Source organism: Streptomyces sp. DH10, assembly GCF_029813805.1.
In the GTDB taxonomy this organism is placed as follows: Bacteria; Actinomycetota; Actinomycetes; order Streptomycetales; family Streptomycetaceae; genus Streptomyces; species Streptomyces coeruleofuscus.
In genome coordinates, this window is record NZ_JARVKU010000017.1 from 170,505 (window position 1) to 196,101 (window position 25,597).

A 25,597-nucleotide genomic window follows, 5' to 3' on the forward strand; every position below is an offset into this window, starting at 1 on the left:
CAGGAGGGTCACAGTGCCCCACGAAGGGACATCCCCCGGTCACCCGCGGGACACCCGCCATAGACTCGACTGCGTGCTCGACCTCCCTCCCTTGGCCCGCTTCGGCGACCGTGTCGCCACCGGGCTCCTCGACGTCACCGACGATCCCGAAGCCCTGGAGTCCAGTGGTTTCTGGGCGGTCTGCGCCGACTTCGAGGGCCGTCTGACCTGCGCACGCTTCCAGGACGTGCGCAAGGCGGCCGTGCCCGCCCCCGTGCCCGGCGCGTGGCGGGGACCGGCGGCGGGTGACTGGACGTCGTCGCTCGACCGCGCCGCGTACACGGCGGCGGTACGGCGGATCCGCGAGCACATCGCGGCCGGCGAGGTCTACCAGGCGAACCTGTGCCGGGTGCTGTCCGCGCCCGTCTCACCCGGCGCCGACGTGGACGCCCTCACCGCGCTGCTGGCCCGCGGCAACCCGGCGCCCTATGCAGGAACGATCCGCCTGCCCGGTCACGGCGTGGAGATCGCCACCGCGTCCCCCGAGCTGTTCCTGCGGCGCGACGGACGAGTCGTCCTGTCCGGGCCGATCAAGGGCACCGGCCGCACCGAGGCGGACCTGCTGGAGAAGGACTACGCCGAGAACGTGATGATCGTGGACCTGGTCCGCAACGACATCGGACGGGTCTGCGCCACCGGCAGTGTGACGGTGCCCGACCTGTGTGCCGTCGAGAAGCATCCGGGGCTGGTCCATCTCGTGTCGACGGTCCGCGGTGAGCTGGGGGAGGGGGCCGGCTGGGCCGAGCTGCTCGCCGCCGCCTTCCCGCCCGGCTCCGTCACCGGCGCGCCCAAGTCGAGCGCGCTGCGGATCATCGACGCACTGGAGACGGCACCCCGGGGGCCGTACTGCGGGGGGATCGGCTGGGTCGACGCCGACCGGCGGGTCGGTGAGCTGGCCGTCGGCATCCGTACCTTCTGGATCGACCGGGCCGACGGTGCGCTGCGCTTCGGCACCGGCGCCGGCATCACATGGGGCTCCGATCCCGAGGGGGAGTGGCGGGAGACCGAGCTGAAGGCGGCCCGGCTGCTCGCGATAGCGTCGGGAGCGTATGAGGTGAGTGGAGAGGACCTGACGTGAAGATCTGGCTCGACGGCGGGTTGCAGGACATCGAGTCCGCCCGCGTCTCCGTCTTCGACCACGGGCTGACCGTGGGCGACGGCATCTTCGAGACGGTGAAGGCCGTGGACGGCCGGCCGTTCGCGCTCACGCGGCACCTCGACCGGCTGACCCGGTCGGCGCGCGGCCTCGGACTGCCCGACCCGGACCACGACGAGGTACGCCGCGCCTGCGCCGCCGTCCTCGAGGCCAACCCCATGCCGCTCGGCCGCCTGCGCATCACCTACACCGGCGGCCACGGCCCGCTCGGCTCCGACCGCGGCGACCAGGGTCCGACCCTCGTCGTCGCCCTCGGCGAGACGACCCGCCGCCCCGACTCCACCGCCGCGATCACGGTCCCCTGGACGCGCAACGAGCGCGGCGCGCTGACCGGCCTGAAGACCACCTCGTACGCCGAGAACGTCGTCGCCCTCGCCCGCGCCCGCGAACAGGGCGCTTCCGAGGCCCTGTTCGGCAACACGGTGGGACAGCTGTGCGAGGGCACCGGGTCCAACGTCTTCGTCGTCCTCGACGGCGAGATCCACACTCCGCCGCTCGCCTCGGGCTGCCTCGCGGGCATCACGCGCGCGCTGGCGATCGCATGGACCGGCGCCAAGGAGACCGACCTGCCGCTGGACGTCCTGGAGCGGGCCGACGAGGTCTTCCTGACGTCCACGCTGCGGGACGTCCAGGCCGTGCACCGGGTCGACGACCGTGAGCTGCCCGGCGCGCCCGGCCCGGTGACCGCGAAGGCCATGCGGATCTTCCAGGAGCGGTCCGGGGACGATCTCGACCCCTGAGAGCCCCGCATATTCGGCTGACCCGGGGCGTGGTTGCGGGTAGAACACCCCTGATGACCACGACCCTGCGGCCGACCGAGCCGCTTCAGCAGAACGCCGACGGGACGCGCTCACGCCGCTACCAGGTGTGCGTGAACAGCCGTCCCGTAGGGGCGATACACCTCGGCACGCACCCCGTGTTCGGCGACGCCGTGGCCCGGATCATGAAACTGCGCATCGACGAACCGGACCGCGGACGCGGCCGGGGCACCGTCGCCGCGCTCGCCGCCGAGGAGGTGGCGCGCGGCTGGGGGTGCCGGCGTATCGAGACGACCGTCCCCGCCGACGCCGCCGCGGCGGTCCGGCTCGCCACCGCGCTCGGCTACGTCGTGCGCAACCGCGGCATGGAGAAGCCCCTCGGCGACACCCCGCCGGAGCTGCCGGAGGGCAGCCGTGCCCGGCCCATGACCGAGGCGGAGTTCGGCCCCTGGCTGGAGAAGGGCGAGGAGGACTACGCGCGGAGCTGGATCGAGCGGGGCGTTCCGGAGGCCGAGGCCCGCGCCAAGTCGGAGCGGGACCACGCCACCCTGCTGCCCGACGGCCTCGCCACCCCGGGCACGCTCATCAGTGTCCTGGAACACGAGGGGACGGCGGTGGGCGAGCTGTGGCTCGCGCTGCGCGCGGACAGCTCCTTCGTCTTCGACGTCGAGGTCCGCGCCGCCCACCGGGGCAAGGGACACGGCCGCACCCTCATGCTGCTGGCCGAGGCCCAGACGATCGTCGAGGGCAGGCGCGTCATCGGCCTCAACGTCTTCTCCGGCAACACCCCGGCCGAACGGCTCTACGCGTCCCTCGGCTACGAGACGAAGCTGTACGCGATGTACAAGCCGCTGGTGTAGCGGCCGGGCGGGGACGAGGGGCGGGGGCCCTGGGGTCAGCCCTGCTGCTCCTGCTCCTACTCCTGCCCGGCCAGCAGCCCGTCCGCGATCTGCTCGATCCGCTCGCGCAGCCCCTCCTGGCTCTTGCCTCCGTCGAGCCGCTCACCGCCGATGACGTACGTCGGGGTCCCGGTCACGCCGATCGCCTTGCCCTCGGCCTGGTCGGCGTCCACGATCAGGATGTGCCGGCCGTCGATCAGGGCCGTGTCGAACTCCTCGGCGTCCATGTCCAGTTCGCGGGCCAGCTCGACCAGGAAGGGTTCTCCCGCACGGCCCAGCTCCTCGACCCGCCCCAGGAGCGCCTCGGCGTACTCCCAGCCCCGGCCCTGCTCCCACGCCTCCTCCGCGGCCTGGGCGGCGGCGAAGGCGTGCTTGTTCTTCTCCAGGGGGAAGTGCCGCAGCCGCAGCTCCAGGCGGTGGCCGTAGCGGGCGCGCAGGGCACGGAGGTCGTCCAGCGCGGTACGGCAGTCCGGGCACTGGAGGTCGCACCAGACCTCGAGGACGAGGGCGGCGGCAGGGGCGGGGGAGGAGTCGCTCATACCGACATTCTCCCAGGCCGTACACCCGCACCGGCACCTGCGGAGGAGGCGACCCGGAGATGTCCCTGATGTCGGGCCGGGGCATGGCCCCCCGGGGTAGGGCGGGTGCAGGATGGAAGGGACGAAGTGCCCTGCCCGACCGCGCCACGCCTGGAGGACCGGATGATTGCCGAGACCGTCTGCTCCGCCGTGTCCGCGGCAGGCCTGGGTATTGCGGTCATCACGGCGTACCGCAAGCGCTTCCTCGCGGCGACCCGTATCGCGGCCTACTCGCTCGTGCCGATCGGCCTGGTCATGACGGGCGTCGTCGAGTGGCTGGCCGACACCGCGTTCAGCCTGACCGCCTGGGCGGGCTTCGGGGTGCTCGGTGTCGCGTGGCTGCTGTTCATGACCACGCGTGTCGTGGAGCGCCGCCGCGGCGGCACCCGCAAGGAGCGCAGGGCGGCCCGCGCGGCATCCCAGCCGGAGGCTGTGGCTCCGGGCGCCTCGGCGCCCTCCCTGGGTCAGGGCCAGGGTCAGGGCTCCCGCCCGGCGACCCGGCCGACGTCGGCGTCCCGGGGCGAGGACGACTTCAGCGACATCGAGGCCATCCTCAAGAAGCACGGGATATGACGGCCGCGCGCCGGCCGAATCGTCACAGTGGGTCCGAGGGCGCGCGGAAGTGATCACAATCTGAACCGGACCTCGCGGAATCGGCGCACTCCCGCACGGAACGAGGCCGCTGATCGCGCCTGCCCGGCTACTGCGTCATCATCGCCGCGAGATGCTGGACACGACGAATCAGAGCGACCCCGCGCCGCCGCAGGACAAGCCATGTCCCCGGCAGGACGAGCCACGTGGTTGCCTCTTCGCCCTTTCCCAGCCACCGCTGATGATCTTCCTTGCGGTGATCGGGAGTCTGCTGCTCATGGCCTCGTTGCACGATCTGCTGTTGCTGTGAGCCGTACCCGCGGTACCCGGCGCCACCCGCCGGGACCGCGTCGGCATCCAGGATCCCGTCGAACGCCCCGGCGATGACGGTCAGCCCGCCGCTTCCTTACGGCGCGCCCGGTACGCGGCCACATGCAGGCGGTTCCCGCAGGTGCGGCTGTCGCAGTAACGCCGCGAGCGGTTGCGGGACAGATCGACGAAGGCCCTCCGGCAGTCGGGCGCCTCGCACCGCCGCAGCCGCTCCTGCTCCCCGGCGACCACGAAGAAGGCCAGTGCCATCCCGCAGTCGGCGGCCAGGTGGTCGGCGACGGAGGCGCCGGGCGCGAAGTAGTGCACGTGCCAGTCGTAGCCGTCGTGGTCCGTGAGCCGGGGGGTGGTGCCGGCGGCCGCGACCAGCTCGTTGATCAGACCGGCGGCGGCCCGGGCGTCAGGGGCGGCGAAAACGGCGGCGAACCGCCCGCGGATCTTCCGCACCGCGGAGAGGTCGAACTCCGAGAGCACTCCGACATCGCTGATCTCGTGGTTTCGTACGAAGTCCGCGAGTGTCGCCACGTCCGGCAGCCCGTCCGCCGCCGCGTCGTCCTCCGGTGCGGTGTTCACCAGATCGACCACGGTGTCGAGGGCGCACCGGGTGTCGTGGGTGATCAGCACGATTCGCTCCCTGGCCTGGGGGTCGGGCAGGCGCCCGCGGATGCTGGCCGATGGTAACGGCTCCACCGCCGCTGGACCGCCCTCATGCCCGCACATGGCTTCGAATACAACGCCGCCGGGCGCGCCGTGGTTCCCGCCCGCCCTGCGGGCGGCGGCAGGCCCGCCGCCGCGGGCCGCCGTCGGTGCACACGCGAGCCGGCGCCACACGCGAGCCGGCGCCACACGCGAGCCGGCGCCGCCCCGCGTGATCCGCGGTGCCGACGCCGGTGTATCCCGTATGCGGTTGTCCGGGCCCGAGCCGTCTCCCCGAGTCGACGGCGCCGGGCGGCTTTGTGAGGGGCCTCGCCCTAGCTTTCCGCCAGGATGTGCGAGAGCTCCTGATCGAGGTCGAAATGCCGGTGCTCCGTGCCGGGCGGCACGGCGGCGTCGGTCCGCTTCAGGAAGGACTCCAGGGCCCGTGCCGGGGCCTCGAGCAGGGCCTCGCCCTCCGGCGAGCTCAGGGCGATGCACACGACGCCCTGACCGTGACTGCGCGACGGCCAGACGCGGACGTCGCCGGTGCCCGTAGGGCGGTGAAGTCCCTCGGCGAGGAGGTCGCGGGCGAACACCCACTCGACGGTCTCCTCGGCTCCGGTGTGGAAGGTGGCGTGCACGGCGTAGGGGTCGGCCGTGTCGTACCGCAGGCCTGCGGGGACAGGCAGGGAGGACTCGCTCGACACAACGAGGCGCAGGTGCAGCTCGCAGCTGACCGTGGTGTTCATAAGCGCCAGGGCCTTTCGCTCAGTGTGCGCTCGGGGATTCGCACGTCGGCGAAATCGACATGCCACCTACGGTGCCGTTGTAAACCCCTCTGAGTGTTTTGCGTGCCTTTACGTAACTCTTCCGGCCGAGAGATCGTTCGCGCCGTGCGTCCATTCCGGTGACTGGTTTCGCTCGGGTAGTGTTTGGCCGTATGAATACGGGGAGTGACGAGCCGGGCGAGGTGGCCGTGGCGCCGGACGAGACGGGGACGGACGAGGAGCGCAGCGAGCAGGAGCGGGGGCTCGGCTCGCGGGCGCCGGAATTCATCAAGGCGCGCCGCCTGCTGCACGTGAGCTGGCAGGTCGGCGTCTTCATCATCGGGCTCGCGGTCGTCGTGGCGGGCATCATCATGCTGCCCCTGCCGGGGCCGGGCTGGGTCGTGATCTTCGGCGGCATGGCGATCTGGGCGACCGAGTTCGTGTGGGCCCAGCTGGTGCTCCGCTGGACCAAGCGGAAGGTCACCGAGGCAGCGCAGCGCGCCCTCGATCCCAAGGTGCGGCGGCGCAACATCATCCTGACGTCCATCGGGCTGGTGATCGTGGGCGTACTGGTCGGTATCTACGTGTGGAAGTTCGGCATGGTCATGCCGTGGAAGATCGAGAACCAGTGAGCCGCGTCGGGGGTGCCGGTGCCGGCCGGCGCTGGTCACAGGCACCCCCTGACATGGGGTAATCTTCTTCCTGCGTCCGGGCGATTAGCTCAGTGGGAGAGCGCTTCGTTCACACCGAAGAGGTCACTGGTTCGAACCCAGTATCGCCCACCCGGATCGGCGGCCCACCTGCGATTGCGCAGGTGGGCCGCTGTCGTGCGGGGGCCGGTTGTCGCGGCTGCCGAATCACCCGCGTGCCGTTCTCCTCCATGGCTCGCTGACCGAAACCGGCCACCTTGCGCGCGCTCCACGCCACCCGCCCCGGCGTCGCCTTTCGGTCGCTCCCGAAAGCCGTGTGAGCGCCCCCGCCTCGTTCGGCCCGTCGACCACAGCGGCCCCCACCAGTGACGTCTTCCCGGTGGGCGCGGCGCGCTCCCTCCCTGTCCCGCCTCGCCGACGGCCCGTTCGGCAAGAAATTCTTGTCCGAATCATTGACGCACCCTCAGCCCCTCCGTAACTTGTGCCAGCAAGCGCTTACTTGAAACGATTCATGCGAGCGGGACGACGTGCGGGGAGGTCCAACCGTGGTGAACGGCAGGAATGTTGAGAGACGTACGATTCTGAAGGCGGCCGGGGCCACGGCGGCCACGCTGGGGCTGGCCGCGACCACCGGCTGCGGCGGCGACGGAGGGGCCTCCGCGGACGGGACGGTGACGATCCGTTACGCGTGGTGGGGTGCGGAGGACCGCGCCGAGCGCATCAACAAGACCATCGCGCTCTTCGAGAAGAAGTATCCGAAGATCAAGGTGAAAACGGACTTCCAGCCTTATCTCGACTTCTGGAAGAAGTTCAACACCCAGGCTTCCGGCGGAAATCCGCCGGACGTCTTCCAGAATGCCATCGGGTTCCTCCGCAAATACGACGCGAAGAACGTGCTGCTCGATCTCAGCGAGCAGGTCAAGGCCGGCAACCTCCGGATGGACGGATTCCGTGCCGGACTCGAGAAGTTCGGCGAGCTCGACGGCAAGCTCCTCGGAGTTCCGGTCGGTTCCAACTCGATGGCCCTGGTCATCGACAAGCCCGTCTACACCAAGGCGGGCGTGAAGCCGGAGATGGGCTGGACCTGGGACGACTTCGACGCGGCGATGAAGAAGATCCGCGACAAGGCGGGCCGCGCCGGCGACAGCGGCATGTACGGCGTCATGTACCTCTACGACCTGTACCTGCGTCAGAACGGCAAGGCGTTCTTCACGGAGGAGGGACTCGGCTTCACCGAGTCGGATCTGTCGGACTGGTGGACGAAGGCCAAGAAGGGCGTGGAGGACGGCCGCTACGCCGACGCCAAGAAGGTCGCCCAGATCAAGCCCAAGTCCGCGGTCACCGGGGAACTCGCGGGCGGCGAGTTCACCTGGGACAACTTCACGGTCCGCTACACCGCCGAGGGCAAGAGCGAGTACGCCCTCGCTCCCATCCCGACCACGGACGGCAAGAAGACCGGCCAGTACCTCGGCTCGCTCATGCTGAGCGCCTCCAAGCGCACCCAGCACCCCAAGGAAGTCGCCCAGTTCATCGACTTCATGGTGCACGAGCCCGAGGTCGCCAAGATCATGGGCTACGACCGGGGCGTGCCCGCGACGCAGGCCCAGTACGACGCGTACAAGCCGACCGACGAGGTCAACAAGGCGATAGCCGCCTACGAGGAGTCCCTCGTCGAGGCGGGTGTCCTGGAGCCGATCACCCCGCACCCGAACGGCGCGGACATCTGTGAGTCCGCCTTCCTGCGCATCGCCGAGGAACTCGCCCTGGGCAAGCGGTCGGTGGACGAGGCCGTCAAGCAGTTCTTCACCGAGTCGAAGACGGCTCTCGGCAGCTGATGGGAACCACCGTGACACACGCCCCTGCGATGGAGGGCCTGTCCCAGGACTCCGAGCCGCGGCACGGTCCGGTGAAGCCCGAGCGCCCCGCCGCCCTCAAGCGGCGGCGGCGCCGGGAGAACCTGGCCGGCTATCTCTTCATGTCTCCCTGGATCGCCGGGTTCCTGCTGCTCACCGCGGGCCCGATGGTCGCCTCGCTCTACTTCGCGTTCACCGACTACAACCTGTTCGACGCGCCCAAGTGGATCGGCCTCGACAACTTCTCCGAGATGTTCGGCGATCCCCGCTGGCGCCACTCGGTGCAGGTGACGCTCTGGTACGTCGTCGTCGGAACGCCGCTCAAGCTGCTCGCGGCCCTCGGGGTGGCCCTGCTCCTCGCCCAGAAGCGGCGCGGGCAGGCCTTCTACCGGGCCGCCTTCTACGCGCCGTCGCTGATCGGTGCGAGCGTCTCCATCGCGATCGTCTGGAAGGCGATCTTCTCGGACGACGCGATCGTGGACCGTACGCAGAAGATCTTCGGGCTCGACGTCGGTGGCTGGACCGGCGACCCGGACATGATCATCTACAGCCTGGTGGCGCTCACCGTCTGGCAGTTCGGCGCGCCCATGGTCATCTTCCTGGCCGGCCTCAAGCAGGTCCCGCGCGAGCTGTACGAGGCGGCCGAGGTCGACGGGGCGGGCACGCTGCGGCGGTTCTGGAACATCACCCTGCCGATGATCTCCCCGGTGCTCTTCTTCAACGTCCTGCTGGAGACGATCCACTCCTTCCAGATCTTCAGCTCGGCGTACATCGTCGGCGGCGGCGCCGGAAGCAACGCCTGCGGTCCGGCCGACGGCTCGATGGTCTACACCTGCTATCTCTACGTCCAGGGTTTCGAGAACAGCCGGATGGGTCTGGCCTCCGCCATGGCCTGGATGCTGCTGGTCGCGGTCGCCCTGGTGACGGCGGTGCTGTTCTGGTCCCAGAAGCGCTGGGTGCACTACGAGGAGGGCGCCCGATGAGTGCGCAGGTCACCGACGCCACCCCACGAGCGGGCGGCCTTCGGCACAAACTGCCCGGATCCCTCGCCTGGCACATCGGGTCCCTGCTGATCCTCGCGGTGATCCTGTACCCGGTGATCTGGGTCATCGGCGGCTCCCTCAAGAAGAGCGAGGACATCGTCGGCAGCCTGGACCTGCTGCCGGGCGAACCGATCCTCGACAACTACAAGAGCCTCGCCGACGGCATCGCCGACATCTCGATCTCCACCTTCTTCTTCAACTCGCTCTTCCTCGCGGTCGGTTCGGTGATCGGCATCGTGGCGTCCTGCTCGCTGACGGCGTACGCCTTCGCGCGGATCAGGTTCGCGGGCCGCAATCTGCTGTTCACGCTGATGATCGGCACCCTGCTGCTGCCGTACCACGTGCTGCTGATCCCGCAGTACGTGCTGTTCCGCAACATGGGGATGATCAACACGTACACCCCGCTGCTGCTGGGGAAGTACCTGGCCACGGAGGCGTTCTTCGTCTTCCTGATGGTGCAGTTCATGCGCAACATGCCCAAGGAGCTCGACGAGGCCGCCCGTCTCGACGGCTGCGGGCACTTCCGCATCTACTGGTCGATCATGCTTCCGCTGTGCCGTCCGGCCCTGATCACCAGCGCGATCTTCACGTTCATCAACTCCTGGAACGACTTCATGGGTCCGCTGATCTACCTGAACGAGCCCGACAAGTACACGGTCTCCCTCGGTCTGAAGATGTTCGTCGACCAGGAAGGGCTGGCCAACTACGGCGGCATGATCGCCATGTCGCTGGTCGCGCTGCTGCCGGTTCTCGCCTTCTTCCTCGCCTTCCAGCGGTATCTGATCGACGGCATGGCGACGTCCGGTCTGAAGGGCTGAGGTGATCCGGACATGGCCACGACGCGAGTGAAGGCACGGGGGGAGTCGTCGGCCTTTGCCGAGCGGTTCGGCGTGTTCGCCGAGTGTCTGCTGACCGGTGTGTGGATCGCGGTGGCCTCACTGGGTGTCGTGACGTACCCGGCGGCCTTCGCCGCCGGGGCGCGGCACCTGCGACGCCGTACCGCGCACGAGGGCGGTGGCTGGCGGGAGTTCGTCGCCGACTTCCGTACGGCCGTGCGCGGCGGGTGGATCGCCGGGCTCGCCGGGTGGGCGGCGGTGGCCGCGGTCTGGGTGGACGTCCAGGCGGTCCGTGCGGGGATCCCCGGCGGGCCGCTGGTCGGGGCCGTCGGAGTGCTCGCGCTGATCGGCCTGGTGGTGGCCGGGCTGCGCGCGGCGGCGGTCTGGGAGCCGGACGCCCGCTGGCGGACCCTGCTCGTGGCCGCCTGGCGCCGGACGGTCCTCGACCCGGCCGGGTCCTTCCTGATCATCGCCGGGCTGGCCGTGGTTGCCGTGTCCGCCTGGTTCACCGCGCCGCTGGCGGTCCCCGTCCTCGGGGCCGTCGCGGCGGCGGCCGTCGCCGTGGAGGAGCGGTACCGGCACCGCTGACCGGCGGTGCCCTCGTCCCAGGCCGGCGCCCCGCGCGCCGCGCCTCTCACTGTCATGCCCCTGACCAGCGCACGGATGTGCTTCCCGCACGGACAAGGAAAGGCAGCCTCTCTATGTCTCCCATCCCCCGCAGGAACCTTCTCAAGGCGGCCGCCGTCGCCGGAGCCGCCGCCCAGTTCAGCTGGGCACTGGGGACACAGGACGCGCGGGCCGTCCCCAGAGCCGAGCCCGCCGACGCCGACCCGGTGACCCTGGACTGGCTGGAGGACGGCGGCCTCGGCGCGGCGCCCGGCTCCACCGTCGGCGTCCCCTGGCCGAAGGGTGCCTATCAGAAGGACCAGACCTTCGCGCTGACGGACGCGGACGGCAAGGCCGTGCCCGTGCAGTCGTGGCCGATCGCCTACTGGCCCGACGGCTCCCTCAAGTGGACCGCCCACGCGGTCGGTTCGGGCGACGGCAAGCTCACCCTCACCGCCGGGACGCCCGCCGCACCGCAGAAGAAGGTCACCGTCGACAAGCGCGGCGGCACCATCGACATCTCCACCGGCGTCATCACCGCGAAGATCGGCAGGTCCGGCTCCACGATCGTCAAGTCGGTCACCCGGGGCTCCACCGAGATCGCCAGGAACGGCCGGCTCGTGCTGATCCGCCAGCCCGAGATCGAGGACGAGGACCAGGGCGCGGTCAAGACCGAGCGCTTCGACGGTGCCATCGACAAGGTCACCGTCGAGCAGGAGGGCCCGGTCCGCGCGGTCGTCCGCATCGACGGCAAGCACCGCAAGGGCGGCCGCGGCTGGCTGCCCTTCTCCATCAGGCTCTACTTCTACGCGGGCGCCGACTCCTTCCGCATGGTGCACACCATCACCTACGACGGGAAGCAGGAGCCCGGCAAGGCGAGCGGCGACTTCATCCGCGGCCTCGGCGTCCGCTTCAGCGTGCCGATGCGCGACGAGTCCTACGACCGGCACATCCGCATCGGCGGTGAGGGCACCGGACTGCTGCGCGAGGCCGTCAAGGGCATCACCGGTCTGCGCCGCGACCCGGGCGCGGCCGTGCAGGCGGCGCAGTACGAGGGCAAGAAGCTGCCCGACCCGGCCACCTGGGACCAGCGGGTCACCACCCGGCTCCAGTACATACCCGAGTGGGGCGACTACACCCTCTCCCAGCTGTCCGCCGACGGCTTCACCGTGCGCAAGCGCACCAAGAAGGGCCACGGCTGGATCGCCGCGGGCGGCGGCCGGCGCGCCTCCGGCTTCGGGTACGTCGGCGGAGTGAGCGGCGGATTCTCCTTCGGCCTGCGCGACTTCTGGGAGAAGTTCCCCGCCCAGCTCGACATCCGGGACGCCCACACCGACGAGGCCGAGGTCACCCTCTGGCTCTGGTCCCCCGAGGCCCAGCCCATGGACATGCGCTTCTACCACGACGGCATGGGCCAGGACACCTTCCCCGAGCAGATCGAGGGCCTCAACATCACCTACGAGGACTACGAGCCCGAGTTCGGCACCCCGTACGGCATCGCCCGCACCTCCGAACTGCTCTTCTGGGCCAACGAGTCCACCCCGAGCGCCGAGAAGCTCGCCGAGCAGGTCGAGGCCGTCCGGGTCCTGCCGCAGCTCGCCGCCCCGCCCAAGCAGCTCATCAAGGCGGGCGTCTTCGGCAAGGGCCTGTACGCCGAACCCGACCGCTCCACCCCCGCCAAGGCCAAGATCGAGGACCACCTCGACTTCCTCTTCACCTACTACAAGGACCAGGTGGAGATGCGGCGGTGGTACGGCTTCTGGGACTACGGCGACATCATGCACACCTACGACACCGTCCGGCACCAGTGGCGCTACGACGTCGGGGGCTACGCCTGGGACAACTCCGAGCTGTCGCCGGACCTGTGGCTCTGGTACGCGTACCTGAGAAGCGGCCGTTCGGACATCTTCCGCTTCGCCGAGGCCATGACCCGGCACACCGGTGAGGTCGACGTCTACCACCTGGGCAAGTGGGCCGGCCTCGGCACCCGGCACGGCGTGCAGCACTTCGCCGACAGCGCCAAGCAGCAGCGCATCGCCAACACCACGTACCGGCGCTACTACTACTTCCTCACGGCGGACGAACGCGTCGGCGACCTCATGCACGCCAACGTCGACTCCGACGAGACGTTCCTCGCCCTCGACCCGCTCCGCAAGATCCGTACCGAGCCGTACACGCCCGACCGGCACGCCCTGTCGATCGGCTTCGGCACCGACTGGAGCGGCCTGGTCTCGGCGTGGCTGACCGAGTGGGAGCGAAAGGGCCCCAAGTGGGAGAAGGCCAAGGCGCGCGTGCTGTCCACGATGGAGACCATCGCCGCGCAGCCCAACGGCTTCGTCCAGGGCAGCGGTCTGTACGACCTGGACACCGGCAGGTTCGCCGTCGCCGACAAGCCCAAGGTGGAGGTCTCGCACCTGTCGGCCGTCTTCGGCCTCAACGAGCTGTGCGCCGAGCTCATCGACCTCGTCGACGTGCCGAAGTTCAAGGAGGCGTACCTCGACTACTGCCGCTACTTCAACGCCACCAAGGCTGAACAGGCGGCCCGCTACGGCAGCAACTTCGGCTCACTGATCCTCTTCCAGGGCCACTCGCGCCTCGACGCCTACGCCGCCGTCCAGTCCGGCGACGAGAAGCTCGCGAAGCGCGCGTGGGACAAGTTCTACAACTCCGACGGCTACAAGGAGTCGGCCCCCTGGAAGACCGAGAAGCTCAGCGGCCCGCTCACGCTGGTGCCGGGCAGTGAGGCGCCCTGGGTGTCCACGAACGACACCTCGCTGTACGGCCTCGCCGCGATCGAGAACCTGGCCCTGCTGGGGGACAAGATGCCTTAGCGGGGGGAGGGCTGGACCGGCGGATCCCGGGGCGAGCCATCGGGATCCGCTCGTCTGGTCGATGATCTGGTTGAAGAACAGGACGGCCGGGGCCACGACCCCGCCTCCGACGCTCACCGCGACCGGCCACACGGTGCCGGCCAGCGCCGCCAGAACAGTGGCACCGATGCCGACCAGGGCTGCCGGCAGGAAGACGATCGCGGCGCGTTGACTGAGGAGCGGTCCGTCCCGGCCGGGCCCTCGACGGCGGCCGGAGTGCGGCCAGGCTGGTGGTGCGGGCGACTGGAGCGGTCCTGCATCCCGGCCAGTCCGTGCTTGCGGTAGCGGCCGGCCCAGCGTGCTGCTCGTTCAAGGACCGCTCAAGGCGTGTCGCCTGTCACCAACCTCCCGGGACAGCACACCTAGTTCATCCTCCCCAGGACCTCCCGTACCCGTCGGACGTCCCGGATCCGCTGCTCGTACGTCGCCCCGAGTGCGAGCAGCAGGAGTCCGGCGAGGGCGGGAGGCGCCCAGCGGGGGAGTGCCCCGGTCACCTGCACGACGTACGGGGCGAGTTCGTGCAGCGCGACCAGGGCCAGCACCGAACCGCCGAGCACCAGCGGCGCCTGGAGGCGGTGCCGGGCACCCAGCAGGGTGACCAGCAGGGCCGCCGTGCCCAGCAGCAACGGCCGCGTCCACTGCGGGTCGCCCCAGGCTACGAGGAGGCTCGGCACGAGCGTGGCGGCGAGTCCGGGTCCGTACGCCGCCCAGGAGGAGGCCTGCGGGTCACGGCGCCTGCGCAGAGCACCGACGAGCAGCGCCGGAACGGTTACCGGGAGCGTGTACGCCTCGGGTGTGCCGACCTCCCATGCGGCCAGGCGAACCCAGGCGGCCAGTACGAACAGGGCCGTGGCCGCGTAGCCGACGGGACGGCGGTCCGGGCGCAGCGCCGTGCCCGCGGCGATGACGCCGCACAGCGCCAGCACCAGGGCGAGCAGCGGCGGATCGGTGACCGCGAGGCCCACGGCCAGCAGGCCGGCGGCGGCTCCCGCGGCCTCGACCGGCACCGTCGCCCGCTGCGCACCGAGACGCGGCGCGAGCAGGGCGGCGGCCACGGGCACGGCCAGGACCAGCAGGGCGGTACGGGCCGGCGGCCAGTCCACGGCGGCGCCCGTGGCCGAGGCCAGGGCTGTGGCGTGCACGAGGGCGGCCGGTGCCGTGAAGGGAGCGAGGCTCGCCCGCCACGAGGCCGCGGCCGGCAGCGCCGTCAGCACGGACAGCACGACCAGCGTCGCGGTCTGGGATGCCAAGGAGACCAGGGTGAGGTCGACGGCCGTGACCAGGGCCAGGACGAGGGCAGTGACCCGCGCGGCGGACGTCGTGGTCCGGCCCAGGTACAGCGCGGCCGCCGTCATGACTCCCAGGACCGACATCCCCGCGAGGTAGGGAACCGCGAGGATCGCCGGAAGCAGCAGCGCCGCGGCCCACAGCAGACCCAGCGCACCGAGCCGGGCTCGCGGGCGCCACAGCTCCGCGCGGACCGCCGTGGCGAGTACGGCCGCGACCGCGAGCAGCACAACGGGTGCCGCCGCCGCGTCCGACGGCCAGGGCGCCTCGACGGCAACCGCCGCACGGGCGTCCGACGGCGCACCGCTCCACACACGGACCAACCAGCCCGCCGGCCCCATCACCACCAGGACGACGACGGGCAGCGCCCACACAAAAGCCAGCGCCTGCACGACCGCGGAAGCCCAGGCGACCCCGTGCCGCACCGCGTCCGGCAGCAACCGCCCGGCCCGCAGCCCCGCCAGCAGGGCGACTCCCAAAGCCAGATAAACCGGAACCACCCACTCCGCCGGTACCCCGAAGCGAGCCACTCCGCCGAGCGCACCCACGGTGAGCAGCCCCGAGGCCGCCGCGAGACCGAGGGCGTGCCGTACACCCGGATCCGGGACCCGCCAGGCCGCACCCAGCGCGATCGCCGCCGCGAGCAGGAGCAGCGTCCCGGCCCGCGCGGCAGCGCCCGGGCCGTCGGCCGTCACGGACAGCCAGCCGGCGCCCAGAACGCCCCAGCCGCCCGTGCCGTACCCGCCGACGACCGCGCAGATCCGTACGGAAGCGCCCGTCACCCGCAGCGCCACCACCGCGTCCAGCCCGGCCGTCACCAGCAGCGCGGCGCTGATCACATGCGAACCCGCGTCGGCGGACAGAGCCCACAGCAGCAGCGGGAACTGGGCCGCCACCAGGGCGCAGGGCAGGGGCAGTCGCAGCGCGGCCGTGGCCGGCAGCAGACCGTACGCCGACCAGATCCCCGCCAGCACCGTCGCCGCGGCCGCTGCGTACCCCGTCCCGTCCGTCCCGGCGAGCGCGGCCTCGTGCAGGGCGTAGGCGTCCAGGACTGTCAGCGCCAGGCCCAGCCCCGCCACGGATTCGGCCGTCGAGCGCAGCCCCCGCTTCAGCAGGAGCGCCGGCCCGGCGAGCGCAGCCAGCGTGACCGCGCCGAGCACCAGCGCCCGCCCGGTGATGCCCATGTGTCCCCAGCTGACCAGCGTGAACACCGCCGCCGCGAGCGTGAGCAGCACACCGCCGAGCACCAGCAGCACGTTCTGCACGCTGGGCGCGGCGGTTTCAGGGCGGGACCATGCGACGGGTGGCGGCTGCGTCCGCGCCTGAGCCCAGGCCTGCTGCGGTTGTTGCGGTGCCTGTTGCAGGGTCGCGACCAGCCAGGCGCGACGGGCCAGCAACTGGGCCCGGCGGGCGTCCAGTTGCCGGAGCTCGGCGTCGAGGAGCCGCAGTTCCTCGGCCGGGGGCGGAAGGTGGTTCATGACCGGCAGTGTGGTCCGCGTCACCCCCGTACGGCATGAGTGCGGGTACTCAGGCGCATACTCATACAGTCCGCACCGCATCCGGGCAGACTGCGGTCATGGACTGGAACCACTACCGTTTCCGCACTCTGTGGACCCTGCCCGCGCCGCCCGCCCCCGTGTACGAGGCGCTGGAGCGGGCCGAGGACTACCCCCGGTGGTGGCGCCAGGTCCGGGAGGTGACCCGGCTCGACGACACCTCGGGGGTGGTTCGGATCCGCTCAGTCCTGCCGTACGACATGACCTTCACGGCGCGGGAGGTGCGACGTGACCCCGCGGCCGGCGTGCTGGAGATCGCCCTGTCCGGTGACATGGAGGGCTGGGCACGCTGGACGCTCACCCCGGACGGGGCGGGCACTCGCGCGCGGTACGACCAGGTCGTCGACGTCCGCAAGCCGCTGCTGCGGCGGCTCGCCGTGCCGTGCCGGCCCGCCTTCCGGGTCAATCACCGGCTGATGATGCGCACGGGAGCGCGCGGACTGGCCAGACACCTAGGGTCTGTCTGACGGACAGGCCCTCCAAGCGGTTTGAAGGAAACGTGCCGGGACCTGTATTGTTCAGTGCGTTCCCGGGCGATTAGCTCAGTGGGAGAGCGCTTCGTTCACACCGAAGAGGTCACTGGTTCGAACCCAGTATCGCCCACCGGAAACAGCCGGTCCGTCGCAGACGGACCGGTTTTTTCATGCCCGCGCAGGTGCCCTGCCCAGGTGCTCAGGCCGCCGCCGGCAGATCCGGACGCAGCGGCCAGGCCGGGTCGACCGCCTCGTCCACGCCACTGCGCGCGAACCACGCCTGGAGGCCCCGGGCCTGCGCCGCGTGCCACACCGCCTGAAGCGTGTGCAGCTCACCGGGGCCCAGGCGCTCCAGCCGGGACGCGAAACGGCGCCCCACCGCCCGGGTGACCTCCAGCGCCGCCACGGCGTCGGCCGCCGCGTCGTGCGCGCCCTCCAAGGTGACGCCGTAGTGCGCGCACAGGTCGGTCAGCGTGCGGCGGCCCTTGCGGTAGCGGTCCAGATGCTTGTCCAGAACCCTCGGGTCGAGCACGTACAGCGGCGCCGACTCGAACCAGCGGCCCAGGGCCGAGGCGCGATGCCGACGCAACTCCCGGTCGAACAGGGTCAGATCGAACGGCGCGTTCATCACCACGACCGGGCGGCCGACGTGCGCCTGCTCGGCGAGCGCCTGCGCTATCTCGAACATCACCGGCGCCGGCCACCGGCCGTTGCGCTGGAGGTGTTCCTCCGTCAGACCGTGCACCGCCGTCGCCTCGGCGGGCACCGGCACGCCCGGGTTCACCAGCCAGCGGCTGACCCGCGGCCGGACGCCGGGGGCGTCCTGGACGACGACGGCGGCCGACACGATGCGGTCGGTCTCGACGTCCACGCCCGTCGTCTCCGTGTCGAAGGCTGCCAGCGGCCCTTCGTACCAGCACGTCGTCATAGCCACACAACCCCTCGTTCACCCTCGGCAGTTGACGCACCGTCCACTGCCCGATCCGGTGATACCCGGGCTGTTTGCGCCGTACGCCGGAAGGAGACAACAGGAGTACGGGTCCGCGCAGTTCAGCGGCCCGCAGCGGGGAATCACTTGTTCTGGAAGGCTGTTGGCCATGGCCATAGCGCAGCCCGAACGGGGCGGGCTGCTGCCCGAGCGCACGGCTCCCTCTCGCGGCACTCTCGCCACCACCGCCTGCATGGAGACACTCCAGGTCGGCTATCTGCACGCCGTCGCGGCGGCCGCGGGCTGCTCGCTCTCCCAGCCGTTCCCCGACAACGGCATCGACTGGCACGTCAGCCACAGCGCCCCCGGGCACACGGTCGACGACGAGGTCACCATCAAGGTGCAGCTCAAGGCCACCTACCAGGTGCCGCCCAACCCACCGGGCCGCACCTTCGCCTTCACGCTCGACAACGACCACCTGGCGAAGCTCGCCCGCACACCGGTGTCCGTGCACAAGATCCTGGTGGTGATGCTGGTGCCGCGTGCCCAGGACGACTGGCTGCGCGCCGGCCACGACCGGCTCGACCTCAGGCACTGCTGCTACTGGACCAACCTCGCCGGCCAGCCGATCACCGGCCGCCGCCGCACCACCGTGCGGATACCGACTGCACGCATCTTCGACGACCGGGCGCTGTGCGAGATCATGACGCGGGTCGGGACGGGAGGGAAACCGTGACGCACCGCCCGACCGAGGAGCCGTTGAGGCCCGTGCGGCCCCACCCCGTCGACACCACCTGGAGCGGCGCTCCGCCCGAGCCCGTGGACGTCGACCCGGCCGTGCTCGGCGCACTGCTCCGGCGGCACGGCTGGCAGCGGCGCGGCGGCGCCCCGGGACGCTACGGCCGCTGGACCCCGCCCGGCCCCGGCGGCAGCGGCACCAGTCTCCTCGTGCCCGAGAGCCGCGCCTTCCCCGACAGCGACGACCTGCTCGCCGAGGCCCTGCTCGCCCTGTCCCGCAGCGGCTCGCCCTCCGCCCGTGAGGTCCTCGTCTCCCTCGCCGTCCCCAGCGACGAGATCCGCTGGTGGCACGACGTGCCCGCCGGGCCCGCCGGAGCGGCGCCCTGGACCGTCGAGGACCGGCTGCGCACCGCTGCCCGCCGGATGCTGCTCGCGGCGGCCCTCGCCACGCGCGCGCGGGCCGGCTACCACGGCGCCCGTCACCGGCGCCCCGCCGCCGCGGCCCTGGACAACGTCCTCGTCGGCTCCGCGACGGACGGCCGGCTCACCGCCTTCGTGCCCGTCGCCGACGGCCGTCCCCTGGCCGTACGCCTCCACCAGGCCCTGTACGCCACCCGTGAGGCCGTCGACTACCAGCGCGCCACCGGCGGCATGGACGCCTTCGACGCCGCGGTCGAGGCGGGGGTGAGCCACGAGCTCACCGAGGCCCTCGTCGCCTTGGTCCGGGGCACGGAGGGTGCCCGGATCGCCGTCGAGTGGGCCCCGGCCGCCGGTGTGCCCGAAGGGTGCGCGCCCTCCGCCGAGCCCGTCGAGTTCTCACCCGGCGACCTGCCGGTGCTGCGCGAGGCGGGCGCCCGCTTCCTGCGCGAGGAACCCTCCGTACCGGTGCGGATCACGGGAGCGGTGGTCCGGATGCGCAGGCCGGGGCCGCGCGGCGAGGGCACGGTACGGCTGCGGGTGCTGGCCGGGGCCGACGTACCCGACGTCCGGATCACCCTCGACGAGGAGGCCTACCGGATCGCCGGGCACGCCCACCTCGTCGGACTGCCGGTGCGGGTCCAGGGACGGCTGGAGAGCCGGGGCGGCTTCCGGCGTCTGACCGGCGCCCACGGCGTCGTACCGGTGCAGGTCGACGACGCCGAGCGGGACCGCCTGATGAAGGCGCTCCAGGAGAACGCCGGGGTGGCGGCCTTCTTCGAGGAGGACTGCGGGGACTGATTTCGCTCTGGGTGGTCCGGGGTCGGTACGATCCATACTCGTGCGCGCGCTCCGGTATGGCGCCGCGACCCACCTTCAGTCAGGAGAGACCGGTGTCAGACGTCCGTGTGATCATCCAGCGCGATTCCGAGCGGGAAGAACGCGTGGTGACGACGGGCACTACGGCCGCCGAGCTCTTCGCCGGCGAGCGCTCGATCATCGCCGCGCGCGTGGCGGGCGAGCTCAAGGACCTGTCGTACGCCCTGTCCGAGGGCGAAGAGGTCGAGGGCGTCGAGATCTCCTCCGAGGACGGCCTGAACATCCTGCGCCACTCCACCGCGCACGTCATGGCACAGGCCGTGCAGGAGCTCTTCCCCGAGGCCAAGCTCGGCATCGGCCCGCCCGTCAAGGACGGCTTCTACTACGACTTCGACGTCGAGAAGCCGTTCACGCCCGAGGATCTCAAGGCCATCGAGAAGAAGATGCAGGAGATCCAGAAGCGGGGGCAGAAGTTCGCCCGCCGCGTGGTCACCGACGAGGCCGCCCGCGAGGAGCTGGCCGACGAGCCCTACAAGCTGGAGCTGATCGGCCTCAAGGGCTCCGCCTCCAGCGACGACGGCGCGGACGTCGAGGTCGGCGCCGGCGAGCTGACGATCTACGACAACCTGGACGCCAAGACCGGCGAGCTGTGCTGGAAGGACCTCTGCCGCGGTCCCCACCTGCCGTCGACCCGTGCGATCCCGGCGTTCAAGCTGATGCGCAACGCGGCCGCCTACTGGCGCGGCAGCGAGAAGAACCCGATGCTCCAGCGCATCTACGGCACCGCCTGGCCGACCAAGGACGAGCTCAAGGCGCACCTGGAGTTCCTCGCCGAGGCCGAGAAGCGCGACCACCGCAAGCTCGGCAGCGAGCTCGACCTGTTCTCCATCCCGGAGCAGATCGGCTCCGGCCTCGCCGTCTTCCACCCCAAGGGCGGCATCATCCGCCGGGTCATGGAGGACTACTCGCGCAAGCGGCACGAGGAGGCGGGCTACGAGTTCGTCTACACCCCGCACGCGACGAAGGGGAAGCTCTTCGAGACCTCGGGCCACCTGGACTGGTACGCCGACGGCATGTACCCGCCCATGCAGCTCGACGAGGGCGTGGACTACTACCTCAAGCCCATGAACTGCCCGATGCACAACCTGATCTTCGACGCGCGCGGGCGTTCCTACCGTGAACTGCCGCTGCGCCTGTTCGAGTTCGGGACCGTCTACCGGTACGAGAAGTCGGGCGTCGTGCACGGCCTGACCCGGGCCCGCGGCTTCACCCAGGACGACGCGCACATCTACTGCACGCGCGAGCAGATGTCCGAGGAGCTCGACAAGCTGCTCACCTTCGTGCTGGAACTGCTGCGCGACTACGGCCTGACCGACTTCTACCTGGAGCTGTCCACCAAGGACCCGGAGAAGTTCGTCGGCTCGGACGCGGCATGGGAAGAGGCCACGGAGACCCTGCGCCAGGTGGCGGAGAAGCAGGGGCTGCCCCTCGTTCCCGACCCGGGCGGCGCGGCCTTCTACGGCCCGAAGATCTCCGTCCAGACCAAGGACGCCATCGGCCGCACCTGGCAGATGTCGACCATTCAGCTCGACTTCAACCTGCCGGAGCGCTTCGACCTGGAGTACACCGGCCCGGACGGGGCCAAGCAGCGCCCGGTCATGATCCACCGCGCGCTGTTCGGCTCGATCGAGCGCTTCTTCGCGGTGCTCCTGGAGCACTACGCGGGCGCCTTCCCGGCGTGGCTGGCCCCGGTCCAGGCGGTCGGCATCCCGATCGGCGACGCGCACGTCGAGTACCTGGAGAAGTTCGCGGCGGCGGCCAAGAAGAAGGGCCTGCGCGTCGAGGTCGACTCCTCCTCGGACCGGATGCAGAAGAAGATCCGCAACGCCCAGAAGCAGAAGGTGCCCTTCATGGTCATCGCGGGCGACGAGGACATGTCCCACGGGTCCGTGTCCTTCCGCTACCGCGACGGCTCCCAGGAGAACGGCATCCCGTTCGACGAGGCCATCGCGAAGATCGTGAAGGTCGTCGAGGAGCGGGCGCAGGTCTGACCGCACGGCGTCACCGCGGCCTGACCGGACCGCGTACGGGCCCCCGGGAGATCCCGGGGGCCTTTGCCGTACCCCCAGCTCCACGCCATATGCTGCACTGCATGACGAGTGAGCCGGAGCAGCAGCTGGGAGTGGGGACGCAGGACGCGTTCCAGCGTCTGTGGACGCCCCATCGGATGGCCTACATCCAGGGTGAGAACAAGCCGAGCGGCCCGGGCGCCGGCGACGGCTGCCCCTTCTGCTCCATCCCGGCCAAGTCCGACGAGGACGGGCTGGTCGTCAGGCGCGGCGAGCAGGTCTACGCGGTGCTGAATCTGTACCCGTACAACGGCGGGCACCTGATGACCGTGCCCTACCGGCACGTCGCCGACTACACCGACCTCACGGCGGGGGAGACCGCCGAGCTCGGCGAGCTCACCAAGCAGGCGATGACGGCCCTGCGCACGGCCTCCGGCGCCCACGGCTTCAACATCGGCATGAACCAGGGCTCGGTCGCCGGCGCGGGCATCGCGGCGCACCTCCACCAGCACATCGTGCCGAGGTGGGGTGGCGACACGAACTTCATGCCGGTGGTGGGGCATACGCGGGTGCTGCCGCAGCTGCTGGCGGACACCCGGAAGATGCTGGCGGAGGCCTGGCCGGTCTGAGCTGCCGGCTGCCGGGGCGCTGCGCCTGCGGGCGGTCGTGCCGCTGGGGCGGTGGTGGCGTGGTGCGCCCTCGTTGACCGCCGGCGGCCAGGAGGGCCGCGGCGACCGCGGCGCGGTCCTGCCGATGCGCCGCGGTCAGTGGTCAAGGGTCAGCGGTCGATGATGGCCATGTTCGCCTCGTCGTGGCGCTCGCCCGCGGCCGGTGTGAGGTTGTTCAGGCGGTCGAGCTGAGCGGCGCTGAGTTCGATGCCGTCGGCGGCGGTGTTCTCTTCGACGCGCGACACCCGCCGGGTTCCGGGGATCGGGGCGATGTCGTCGCCGCGGGTCAGCAGCCATGCCAGCGCGGTCTGGGCCGGGGTGGCTCCGATCTCGGCGCCGATGGCCCGCACCTCGTCGACGATGCGCAGGTTGCACTGGAAGTTCTCGCCTGTGAACCGCGGATTGGTCTTGCGCCAGTCGTCGTCGGCGAAGTCGTCGACGGTGCGGATCCGCCCGGTCAGCAGGCCGTGGCCGAGCGGCGAGTAGGGAACGAACCCGATACCGAGCTCGCGCAGCAGCGGGAGGATCTCGGCTTCGACGTCACGGGTCCACAGGGAGTATTCGGTCTGCAGCGCGGCCACCGGATGCACGGCGTGGGCCCGGCGGATCGTCTCGGGCCCGGCCTCAGAGAGTCCGATGTGGCGGACCTTGCCCTCGGCGACCAGATCGGCCAGCGCGCCGACGGTCTCCTCGATGGGTGTGTTCGGGTCGACGCGGTGCTGGTAGTACAGGTCGATGTGGTCGGTGCCGAGCCGCTTGAGCGAGCCTTCGACCGCGGTCTTCACGTTGGCGGGGCCGCTGTCGATGATGCCGGGGCCGTCGCCGGCGTGGGAGACGAGACCGAACTTCGTCGCGATGACGACGTCGTCGCGCCGGCCCTTGATGGCCTTGCCGACGAGGTTCTCGCTGTGGAAGGGGCCGTAGATCTCGGCGGTGTCGATGTGGGTGACCCCGAGGTCCAGGGCTCGGTGGATGGTGCGTATGGACTCGGCGTCATCGAGCCCGCCACCCGTGGTGTAGACGCCTGCCATGGTCATGGCTCCCAGACCGATGCGCGAGACATCGAGCCCGCCCAGTGATACGTGCCTCATGAGGTACTCCTTGTCGTGACGGCCGTCAGGCCTTGGTGCCGGCCGTGTCAGTGGTCCTGAGCGGCGGGCTCCAGAACGAGAACTGGGATCTCGCGGTCCGTCTTCTTCTGGTACTCGGCGTAGTCCGGGAACGCCTCGACGGCTCGGGCCCACCAGAGGGCCTTCTCGTCCCCGGTCACCTCGCGGGCCAGCATGTCCTGCCGTAGCGGGCCGTCCTGAAGCTCGACTCGGGGGTCGGCCACCGCGTTGTGGTACCAGACCGGGTGGCTGGGGGCTCCCGCCATGGAGGCGACCACGGCATACGAGCCGCGGTGCTCCACCCGCATGACCGGGGTCTTGCGGATCTTGCCGGTCTTCGCGCCCAGGGTGGTCAGGATGACGACGGGCAGGTCCCGTAGCCTCTCGTCTTCCTCGCGTGCGACCAGGACGCTCAGCGTCGTTCCCTCGGTGCCGCCGGAACTCTCGTACAGCTCCACCTGGTCACGCACGAACTGAGCCTTGCTCGGCTCGTACTCGCCTTTGAGTGGCATGTCGTCCCTCTCAGGCGTGGGTGTCGTCGCAGGCGAGGCTGCCGCCCAGTTCGCGGGAGGCCTCGGCCTGGGCGAGGAGTTCCCTCGCCTTGGCCTCGACGGCCTCGATGGCGTCCGCTCCGGCGACGAAGCGGTGCGGGGGCTCGTCCTGCCGGGCGATGGTGAGCAGGGCGCGGGCGAGCTTGGCGGGGTCGCCGGGCTGCTTGCCGTTCATGCTCTTCATGCCCTCGATCCTCGGGGCGGTCCGCGGGGCGTAGTCGTCGATGGAGAGCTCGGGCCAGGTGGTGGAGCCGTCCACGAGGAGTTCGGTGCGGAAGTAGCCGGGCTCCACGGTGGTGGTGTGGATGTTGTACGGCTCGACGTCGTGGCGCAGGGACTCCATCCAGCCCTCTTCCGCGAACTTGGAGGCGGCGTAGGCGGAGGTGAACTCCATGCCGACCAGGCCCGCGGTCGAGGTGATGGTGATGACGTGGCCGGCACGCTGTCGGCGCATGATCGGCAGGACCGCGCGGGTCACGTTCATCGGGCCAAAGAGGTTGGTCTCGAACTGCCGGCGCATCTGCGCGGGTGAGATCTCCTCGAAGTAGCCGGAGAAGAGGTTCCCGGCGTTGTTGACCAGGACGTCGATGCGGCCGAAGCGCTCGACGGCGGCCTGCGCTGCGGACTCGGCGTCCTCTGGGCTGGTGACGTCGAGCTTGGCGACCAGCAGGTTGTCCTGCGGCCCACCCAGGGTCTTCTCGGCCTCGTCGGGGCGGCGGCCGGTGGCGACGACCTGGTGGCCGGCGGCGAGGGCCTCGCGGGCGATGTCCGTGCCCAGACCGCGTCCGGCACCGGTGACGAGAATGACCTTGCTCATGCGGGTTCCTTTCGGGTGCCGTGGTCCGGCACCCGGTGTGTGCGGGAGTGACGGGTGCGGCGCCGACGGCGCTGCGGAGAAGGCTGGAGACCAGTGGCACAAGCGCCGCTCTCTCCGGCCGTTCACACCGCCGGGAGCGGTGCACCACCAACGGAACCGGCTGTCACGGGAGCGTGGGAGTCCCTGAGGAGGGGGTCACTGAGAGGGACCCCCTACCGGGCGCGGGCGCTCGTAGAGTGGAGCGCATGGTACTGGCGCAGAGCACCTATTCCGTTGCCGTCGTATTCCTGCGGGCAGTGGCAGCTCTTACCTGGACCAGCAGCGCGGCGCCGTGGCGGTCGAGTTCCGCCGACGCGGGCATGACGATCACCACGCGAGTGGTGAAGACTGGATAGATGCGACCTCACGCCCCCGGCGGACTCCTGTTCGTAGCGCTCGGTCTCATCCTTGTCGCCGCCGGCTACGTCTGGAGGGGACGTGTCCTGCGTCCCCTCTCAGCGAAACGGGCCCAGGCAGCCGTGATCCGGGACCGTTCCAGAAACCTGCTGCGCTCTGC

General features: G+C 70.7%; 24 protein-coding genes, 2 tRNA genes and 1 pseudogene. 18 read left to right on the plus strand and 9 right to left on the minus strand.

The annotated features are described in order from the left end of the window. The first annotated feature begins 73 nt into the window (after positions 1-73). Genes QC385_RS30540 through QC385_RS30550 form a run of 3 tightly spaced genes read left to right on the plus strand, consistent with a single transcriptional unit; the run spans position 74 to position 2,813 of the window. The gene (locus QC385_RS30540; protein WP_279544597.1) at positions 74-1,117 is read left to right on the plus strand and encodes a chorismate-binding protein; all 1,044 of its coding nucleotides are present in this window, start codon (positions 74-76) and stop codon (positions 1,115-1,117) included. Continuing rightward, on the plus strand, positions 1,114-1,935 hold the full coding sequence (locus QC385_RS30545) for an aminotransferase class IV (RefSeq protein WP_279544598.1): 822 nt from the start codon (positions 1,114-1,116) through the stop codon (positions 1,933-1,935). The genes QC385_RS30540 and QC385_RS30545 overlap by 4 nt, the downstream gene beginning before the upstream one ends. A gap of 53 nt (positions 1,936-1,988) precedes the next feature. Beyond that, on the plus strand, positions 1,989-2,813 hold the full coding sequence (locus QC385_RS30550; RefSeq protein WP_279544599.1) for a GNAT family N-acetyltransferase: 825 nt from the start codon (positions 1,989-1,991) through the stop codon (positions 2,811-2,813). A 56-nt stretch (positions 2,814-2,869) separates the two neighbouring features. Here QC385_RS30550 and QC385_RS30555 read toward each other — a convergent pair whose 3' ends face one another. After that, the gene (locus QC385_RS30555) at positions 2,870-3,391 is read right to left on the minus strand and encodes a DsbA family protein (protein WP_279544600.1); all 522 of its coding nucleotides are present in this window, start codon (positions 3,389-3,391) and stop codon (positions 2,870-2,872) included. 162 nt (positions 3,392-3,553) lie between these two features. Here QC385_RS30555 and QC385_RS30560 point away from each other — a divergent pair, with 162 nt between their 5' ends. Next, positions 3,554-4,003, plus strand: coding sequence for a hypothetical protein (locus tag QC385_RS30560; protein ID WP_279544601.1), 450 nt, complete (start codon positions 3,554-3,556; stop codon positions 4,001-4,003). Positions 4,004-4,154: 151 nt separating this feature from the next. Next, on the plus strand, positions 4,155-4,331 hold the full coding sequence (locus QC385_RS30565) for a hypothetical protein (protein ID WP_279544602.1): 177 nt from the start codon (positions 4,155-4,157) through the stop codon (positions 4,329-4,331). 80 nt (positions 4,332-4,411) lie between these two features. On the opposite strand, the gene QC385_RS30570 is transcribed toward QC385_RS30565, so the two are convergent. Further along, positions 4,412-4,972: a CGNR zinc finger domain-containing protein gene (locus QC385_RS30570; protein ID WP_279544603.1), complete on the minus strand. Its 561-nt coding sequence runs from the start codon at positions 4,970-4,972 to the stop codon at positions 4,412-4,414. Between the two features lie 347 nt (positions 4,973-5,319). Next, entirely contained in the window at positions 5,320-5,733 is a 414-nt protein-coding gene (locus QC385_RS30575) for an SsgA family sporulation/cell division regulator (protein ID WP_004002642.1), read from the minus strand. Positions 5,734-5,924: 191 nt separating this feature from the next. On the opposite strand from QC385_RS30575, the gene QC385_RS30580 reads away from it, so the two are divergent. The 7 genes from QC385_RS30580 (at position 5,925) to QC385_RS30610 (ending at position 13,570) form a co-directional block, all read left to right on the plus strand. After that, positions 5,925-6,383, plus strand: coding sequence for a TIGR02611 family protein (locus QC385_RS30580; RefSeq protein ID WP_279544604.1), 459 nt, complete (start codon positions 5,925-5,927; stop codon positions 6,381-6,383). Between the two features lie 78 nt (positions 6,384-6,461). Then, positions 6,462-6,533, plus strand: a tRNA-Val gene (locus QC385_RS30585). Between the two features lie 413 nt (positions 6,534-6,946). Further along, positions 6,947-8,236 carry an ABC transporter substrate-binding protein gene (locus QC385_RS30590; RefSeq protein WP_279544605.1) on the plus strand — a complete coding sequence of 430 codons (1,290 nt, stop codon included), beginning with the start codon at positions 6,947-6,949 and terminating at the stop codon, positions 8,234-8,236. Continuing rightward, positions 8,236-9,237, plus strand: a complete 1,002-nt coding sequence (locus QC385_RS30595; RefSeq protein ID WP_279544606.1) for a carbohydrate ABC transporter permease — start codon at positions 8,236-8,238, stop codon at positions 9,235-9,237. Before QC385_RS30590 ends, QC385_RS30595 begins: the two co-directional genes overlap by 1 nt. Next, the gene (locus tag QC385_RS30600) at positions 9,234-10,115 is read left to right on the plus strand and encodes a carbohydrate ABC transporter permease (RefSeq protein ID WP_279544607.1); all 882 of its coding nucleotides are present in this window, start codon (positions 9,234-9,236) and stop codon (positions 10,113-10,115) included. Before QC385_RS30595 ends, QC385_RS30600 begins: the two co-directional genes overlap by 4 nt. A 12-nt stretch (positions 10,116-10,127) precedes the next feature. Next, positions 10,128-10,721 carry a hypothetical protein gene (locus QC385_RS30605; RefSeq protein ID WP_279544608.1) on the plus strand — a complete coding sequence of 198 codons (594 nt, stop codon included), beginning with the start codon at positions 10,128-10,130 and terminating at the stop codon, positions 10,719-10,721. Between the two features lie 113 nt (positions 10,722-10,834). Further along, positions 10,835-13,570 carry an exo-rhamnogalacturonan lyase family protein gene (locus tag QC385_RS30610; RefSeq protein WP_279544609.1) on the plus strand — a complete coding sequence of 912 codons (2,736 nt, stop codon included), beginning with the start codon at positions 10,835-10,837 and terminating at the stop codon, positions 13,568-13,570. Positions 13,571-13,809: 239 nt separating this feature from the next. Here QC385_RS30610 and QC385_RS30615 read toward each other — a convergent pair. Both QC385_RS30615 and QC385_RS30620 read right to left on the minus strand, forming a co-directional pair. Beyond that, positions 13,810-13,914 (minus strand): annotated as a pseudogene (locus QC385_RS30615) (leucine zipper domain-containing protein); the annotation flags it as partial. 57 nt (positions 13,915-13,971) lie between these two features. Then, positions 13,972-16,374 carry an SCO7613 C-terminal domain-containing membrane protein gene (locus QC385_RS30620; RefSeq protein WP_279544610.1) on the minus strand — a complete coding sequence of 801 codons (2,403 nt, stop codon included), beginning with the start codon at positions 16,372-16,374 and terminating at the stop codon, positions 13,972-13,974. A gap of 98 nt (positions 16,375-16,472) precedes the next feature. Here QC385_RS30620 and QC385_RS30625 point away from each other — a divergent pair, with 98 nt between their 5' ends. Beyond that, complete coding sequence (locus tag QC385_RS30625) at positions 16,473-16,919, plus strand: SRPBCC family protein (protein ID WP_279544611.1); 447 nt, start codon at positions 16,473-16,475, stop codon at positions 16,917-16,919. Positions 16,920-16,983: 64 nt separating this feature from the next. Next, positions 16,984-17,055, plus strand: a tRNA-Val gene (locus QC385_RS30630). Between the two features lie 69 nt (positions 17,056-17,124). On the opposite strand, the gene QC385_RS30635 is transcribed toward QC385_RS30630, so the two are convergent. Continuing rightward, complete coding sequence (locus QC385_RS30635) at positions 17,125-17,853, minus strand: 3'-5' exonuclease (protein ID WP_279544641.1); 729 nt, start codon at positions 17,851-17,853, stop codon at positions 17,125-17,127. 169 nt (positions 17,854-18,022) lie between these two features. Between QC385_RS30635 and QC385_RS30640 the strand changes: the two genes are divergently transcribed. The 4 genes from QC385_RS30640 (at position 18,023) to QC385_RS30655 (ending at position 22,525) form a co-directional block, all read left to right on the plus strand. Continuing rightward, positions 18,023-18,589: a DUF4365 domain-containing protein gene (locus tag QC385_RS30640; RefSeq protein WP_193504565.1), complete on the plus strand. Its 567-nt coding sequence runs from the start codon at positions 18,023-18,025 to the stop codon at positions 18,587-18,589. Continuing rightward, positions 18,586-19,809: a hypothetical protein gene (locus QC385_RS30645; RefSeq protein ID WP_279544612.1), complete on the plus strand. Its 1,224-nt coding sequence runs from the start codon at positions 18,586-18,588 to the stop codon at positions 19,807-19,809. Before QC385_RS30640 ends, QC385_RS30645 begins: the two co-directional genes overlap by 4 nt. Positions 19,810-19,901: 92 nt before the next feature. Beyond that, positions 19,902-21,878 carry a threonine--tRNA ligase gene (gene thrS, locus QC385_RS30650; RefSeq protein WP_279544613.1) on the plus strand — a complete coding sequence of 659 codons (1,977 nt, stop codon included), beginning with the start codon at positions 19,902-19,904 and terminating at the stop codon, positions 21,876-21,878. Between the two features lie 89 nt (positions 21,879-21,967). Beyond that, the gene (locus QC385_RS30655; RefSeq protein WP_086841012.1) at positions 21,968-22,525 is read left to right on the plus strand and encodes an HIT family protein; all 558 of its coding nucleotides are present in this window, start codon (positions 21,968-21,970) and stop codon (positions 22,523-22,525) included. A gap of 149 nt (positions 22,526-22,674) precedes the next feature. Here QC385_RS30655 and QC385_RS30660 read toward each other — a convergent pair whose 3' ends face one another. From QC385_RS30660 to QC385_RS30670, 3 genes are read right to left on the minus strand one after another with little or no spacing between them, the layout of a single operon-like run. Next, on the minus strand, positions 22,675-23,655 hold the full coding sequence (locus QC385_RS30660; RefSeq protein WP_279544614.1) for an aldo/keto reductase: 981 nt from the start codon (positions 23,653-23,655) through the stop codon (positions 22,675-22,677). Positions 23,656-23,702: 47 nt separating this feature from the next. After that, positions 23,703-24,185, minus strand: a complete 483-nt coding sequence (locus QC385_RS30665; protein WP_279544615.1) for a nitroreductase family deazaflavin-dependent oxidoreductase — start codon at positions 24,183-24,185, stop codon at positions 23,703-23,705. A gap of 10 nt (positions 24,186-24,195) precedes the next feature. Then, positions 24,196-25,041, minus strand: a complete 846-nt coding sequence (locus QC385_RS30670) for an SDR family oxidoreductase (RefSeq protein WP_279544616.1) — start codon at positions 25,039-25,041, stop codon at positions 24,196-24,198. Between the last annotated feature and the right edge of the window lie 556 nt (positions 25,042-25,597).

Coding starts and splice junctions, on each gene's coding strand:
- QC385_RS30550 (WP_279544599.1), top strand. CDS start 1,989: ATGACCACGACCCTGCGGCCGACCGAGCCGCTTCAGCAGAACGCCGAC.
- QC385_RS30555 (WP_279544600.1), bottom strand. CDS start 3,391: ATGAGCGACTCCTCCCCCGCCCCTGCCGCCGCCCTCGTCCTCGAGGTC.
- QC385_RS30560 (WP_279544601.1), top strand. CDS start 3,554: ATGATTGCCGAGACCGTCTGCTCCGCCGTGTCCGCGGCAGGCCTGGGT.
- QC385_RS30565 (WP_279544602.1), top strand. CDS start 4,155: ATGCTGGACACGACGAATCAGAGCGACCCCGCGCCGCCGCAGGACAAG.
- QC385_RS30575 (WP_004002642.1), bottom strand. CDS start 5,733: ATGAACACCACGGTCAGCTGCGAGCTGCACCTGCGCCTCGTTGTGTCG.
- QC385_RS30580 (WP_279544604.1), top strand. CDS start 5,925: ATGAATACGGGGAGTGACGAGCCGGGCGAGGTGGCCGTGGCGCCGGAC.
- QC385_RS30595 (WP_279544606.1), top strand. CDS start 8,236: ATGGGAACCACCGTGACACACGCCCCTGCGATGGAGGGCCTGTCCCAG.
- QC385_RS30600 (WP_279544607.1), top strand. CDS start 9,234: ATGAGTGCGCAGGTCACCGACGCCACCCCACGAGCGGGCGGCCTTCGG.
- QC385_RS30605 (WP_279544608.1), top strand. CDS start 10,128: ATGGCCACGACGCGAGTGAAGGCACGGGGGGAGTCGTCGGCCTTTGCC.
- QC385_RS30610 (WP_279544609.1), top strand. CDS start 10,835: ATGTCTCCCATCCCCCGCAGGAACCTTCTCAAGGCGGCCGCCGTCGCC.
- QC385_RS30620 (WP_279544610.1), bottom strand. CDS start 16,374: ATGAACCACCTTCCGCCCCCGGCCGAGGAACTGCGGCTCCTCGACGCC.
- QC385_RS30625 (WP_279544611.1), top strand. CDS start 16,473: ATGGACTGGAACCACTACCGTTTCCGCACTCTGTGGACCCTGCCCGCG.
- QC385_RS30635 (WP_279544641.1), bottom strand. CDS start 17,853: ATGACGACGTGCTGGTACGAAGGGCCGCTGGCAGCCTTCGACACGGAG.
- QC385_RS30640 (WP_193504565.1), top strand. CDS start 18,023: ATGGCCATAGCGCAGCCCGAACGGGGCGGGCTGCTGCCCGAGCGCACG.
- QC385_RS30655 (WP_086841012.1), top strand. CDS start 21,968: ATGCTGCACTGCATGACGAGTGAGCCGGAGCAGCAGCTGGGAGTGGGG.
- QC385_RS30660 (WP_279544614.1), bottom strand. CDS start 23,655: ATGAGGCACGTATCACTGGGCGGGCTCGATGTCTCGCGCATCGGTCTG.
- QC385_RS30665 (WP_279544615.1), bottom strand. CDS start 24,185: ATGCCACTCAAAGGCGAGTACGAGCCGAGCAAGGCTCAGTTCGTGCGT.
- QC385_RS30670 (WP_279544616.1), bottom strand. CDS start 25,041: ATGAGCAAGGTCATTCTCGTCACCGGTGCCGGACGCGGTCTGGGCACG.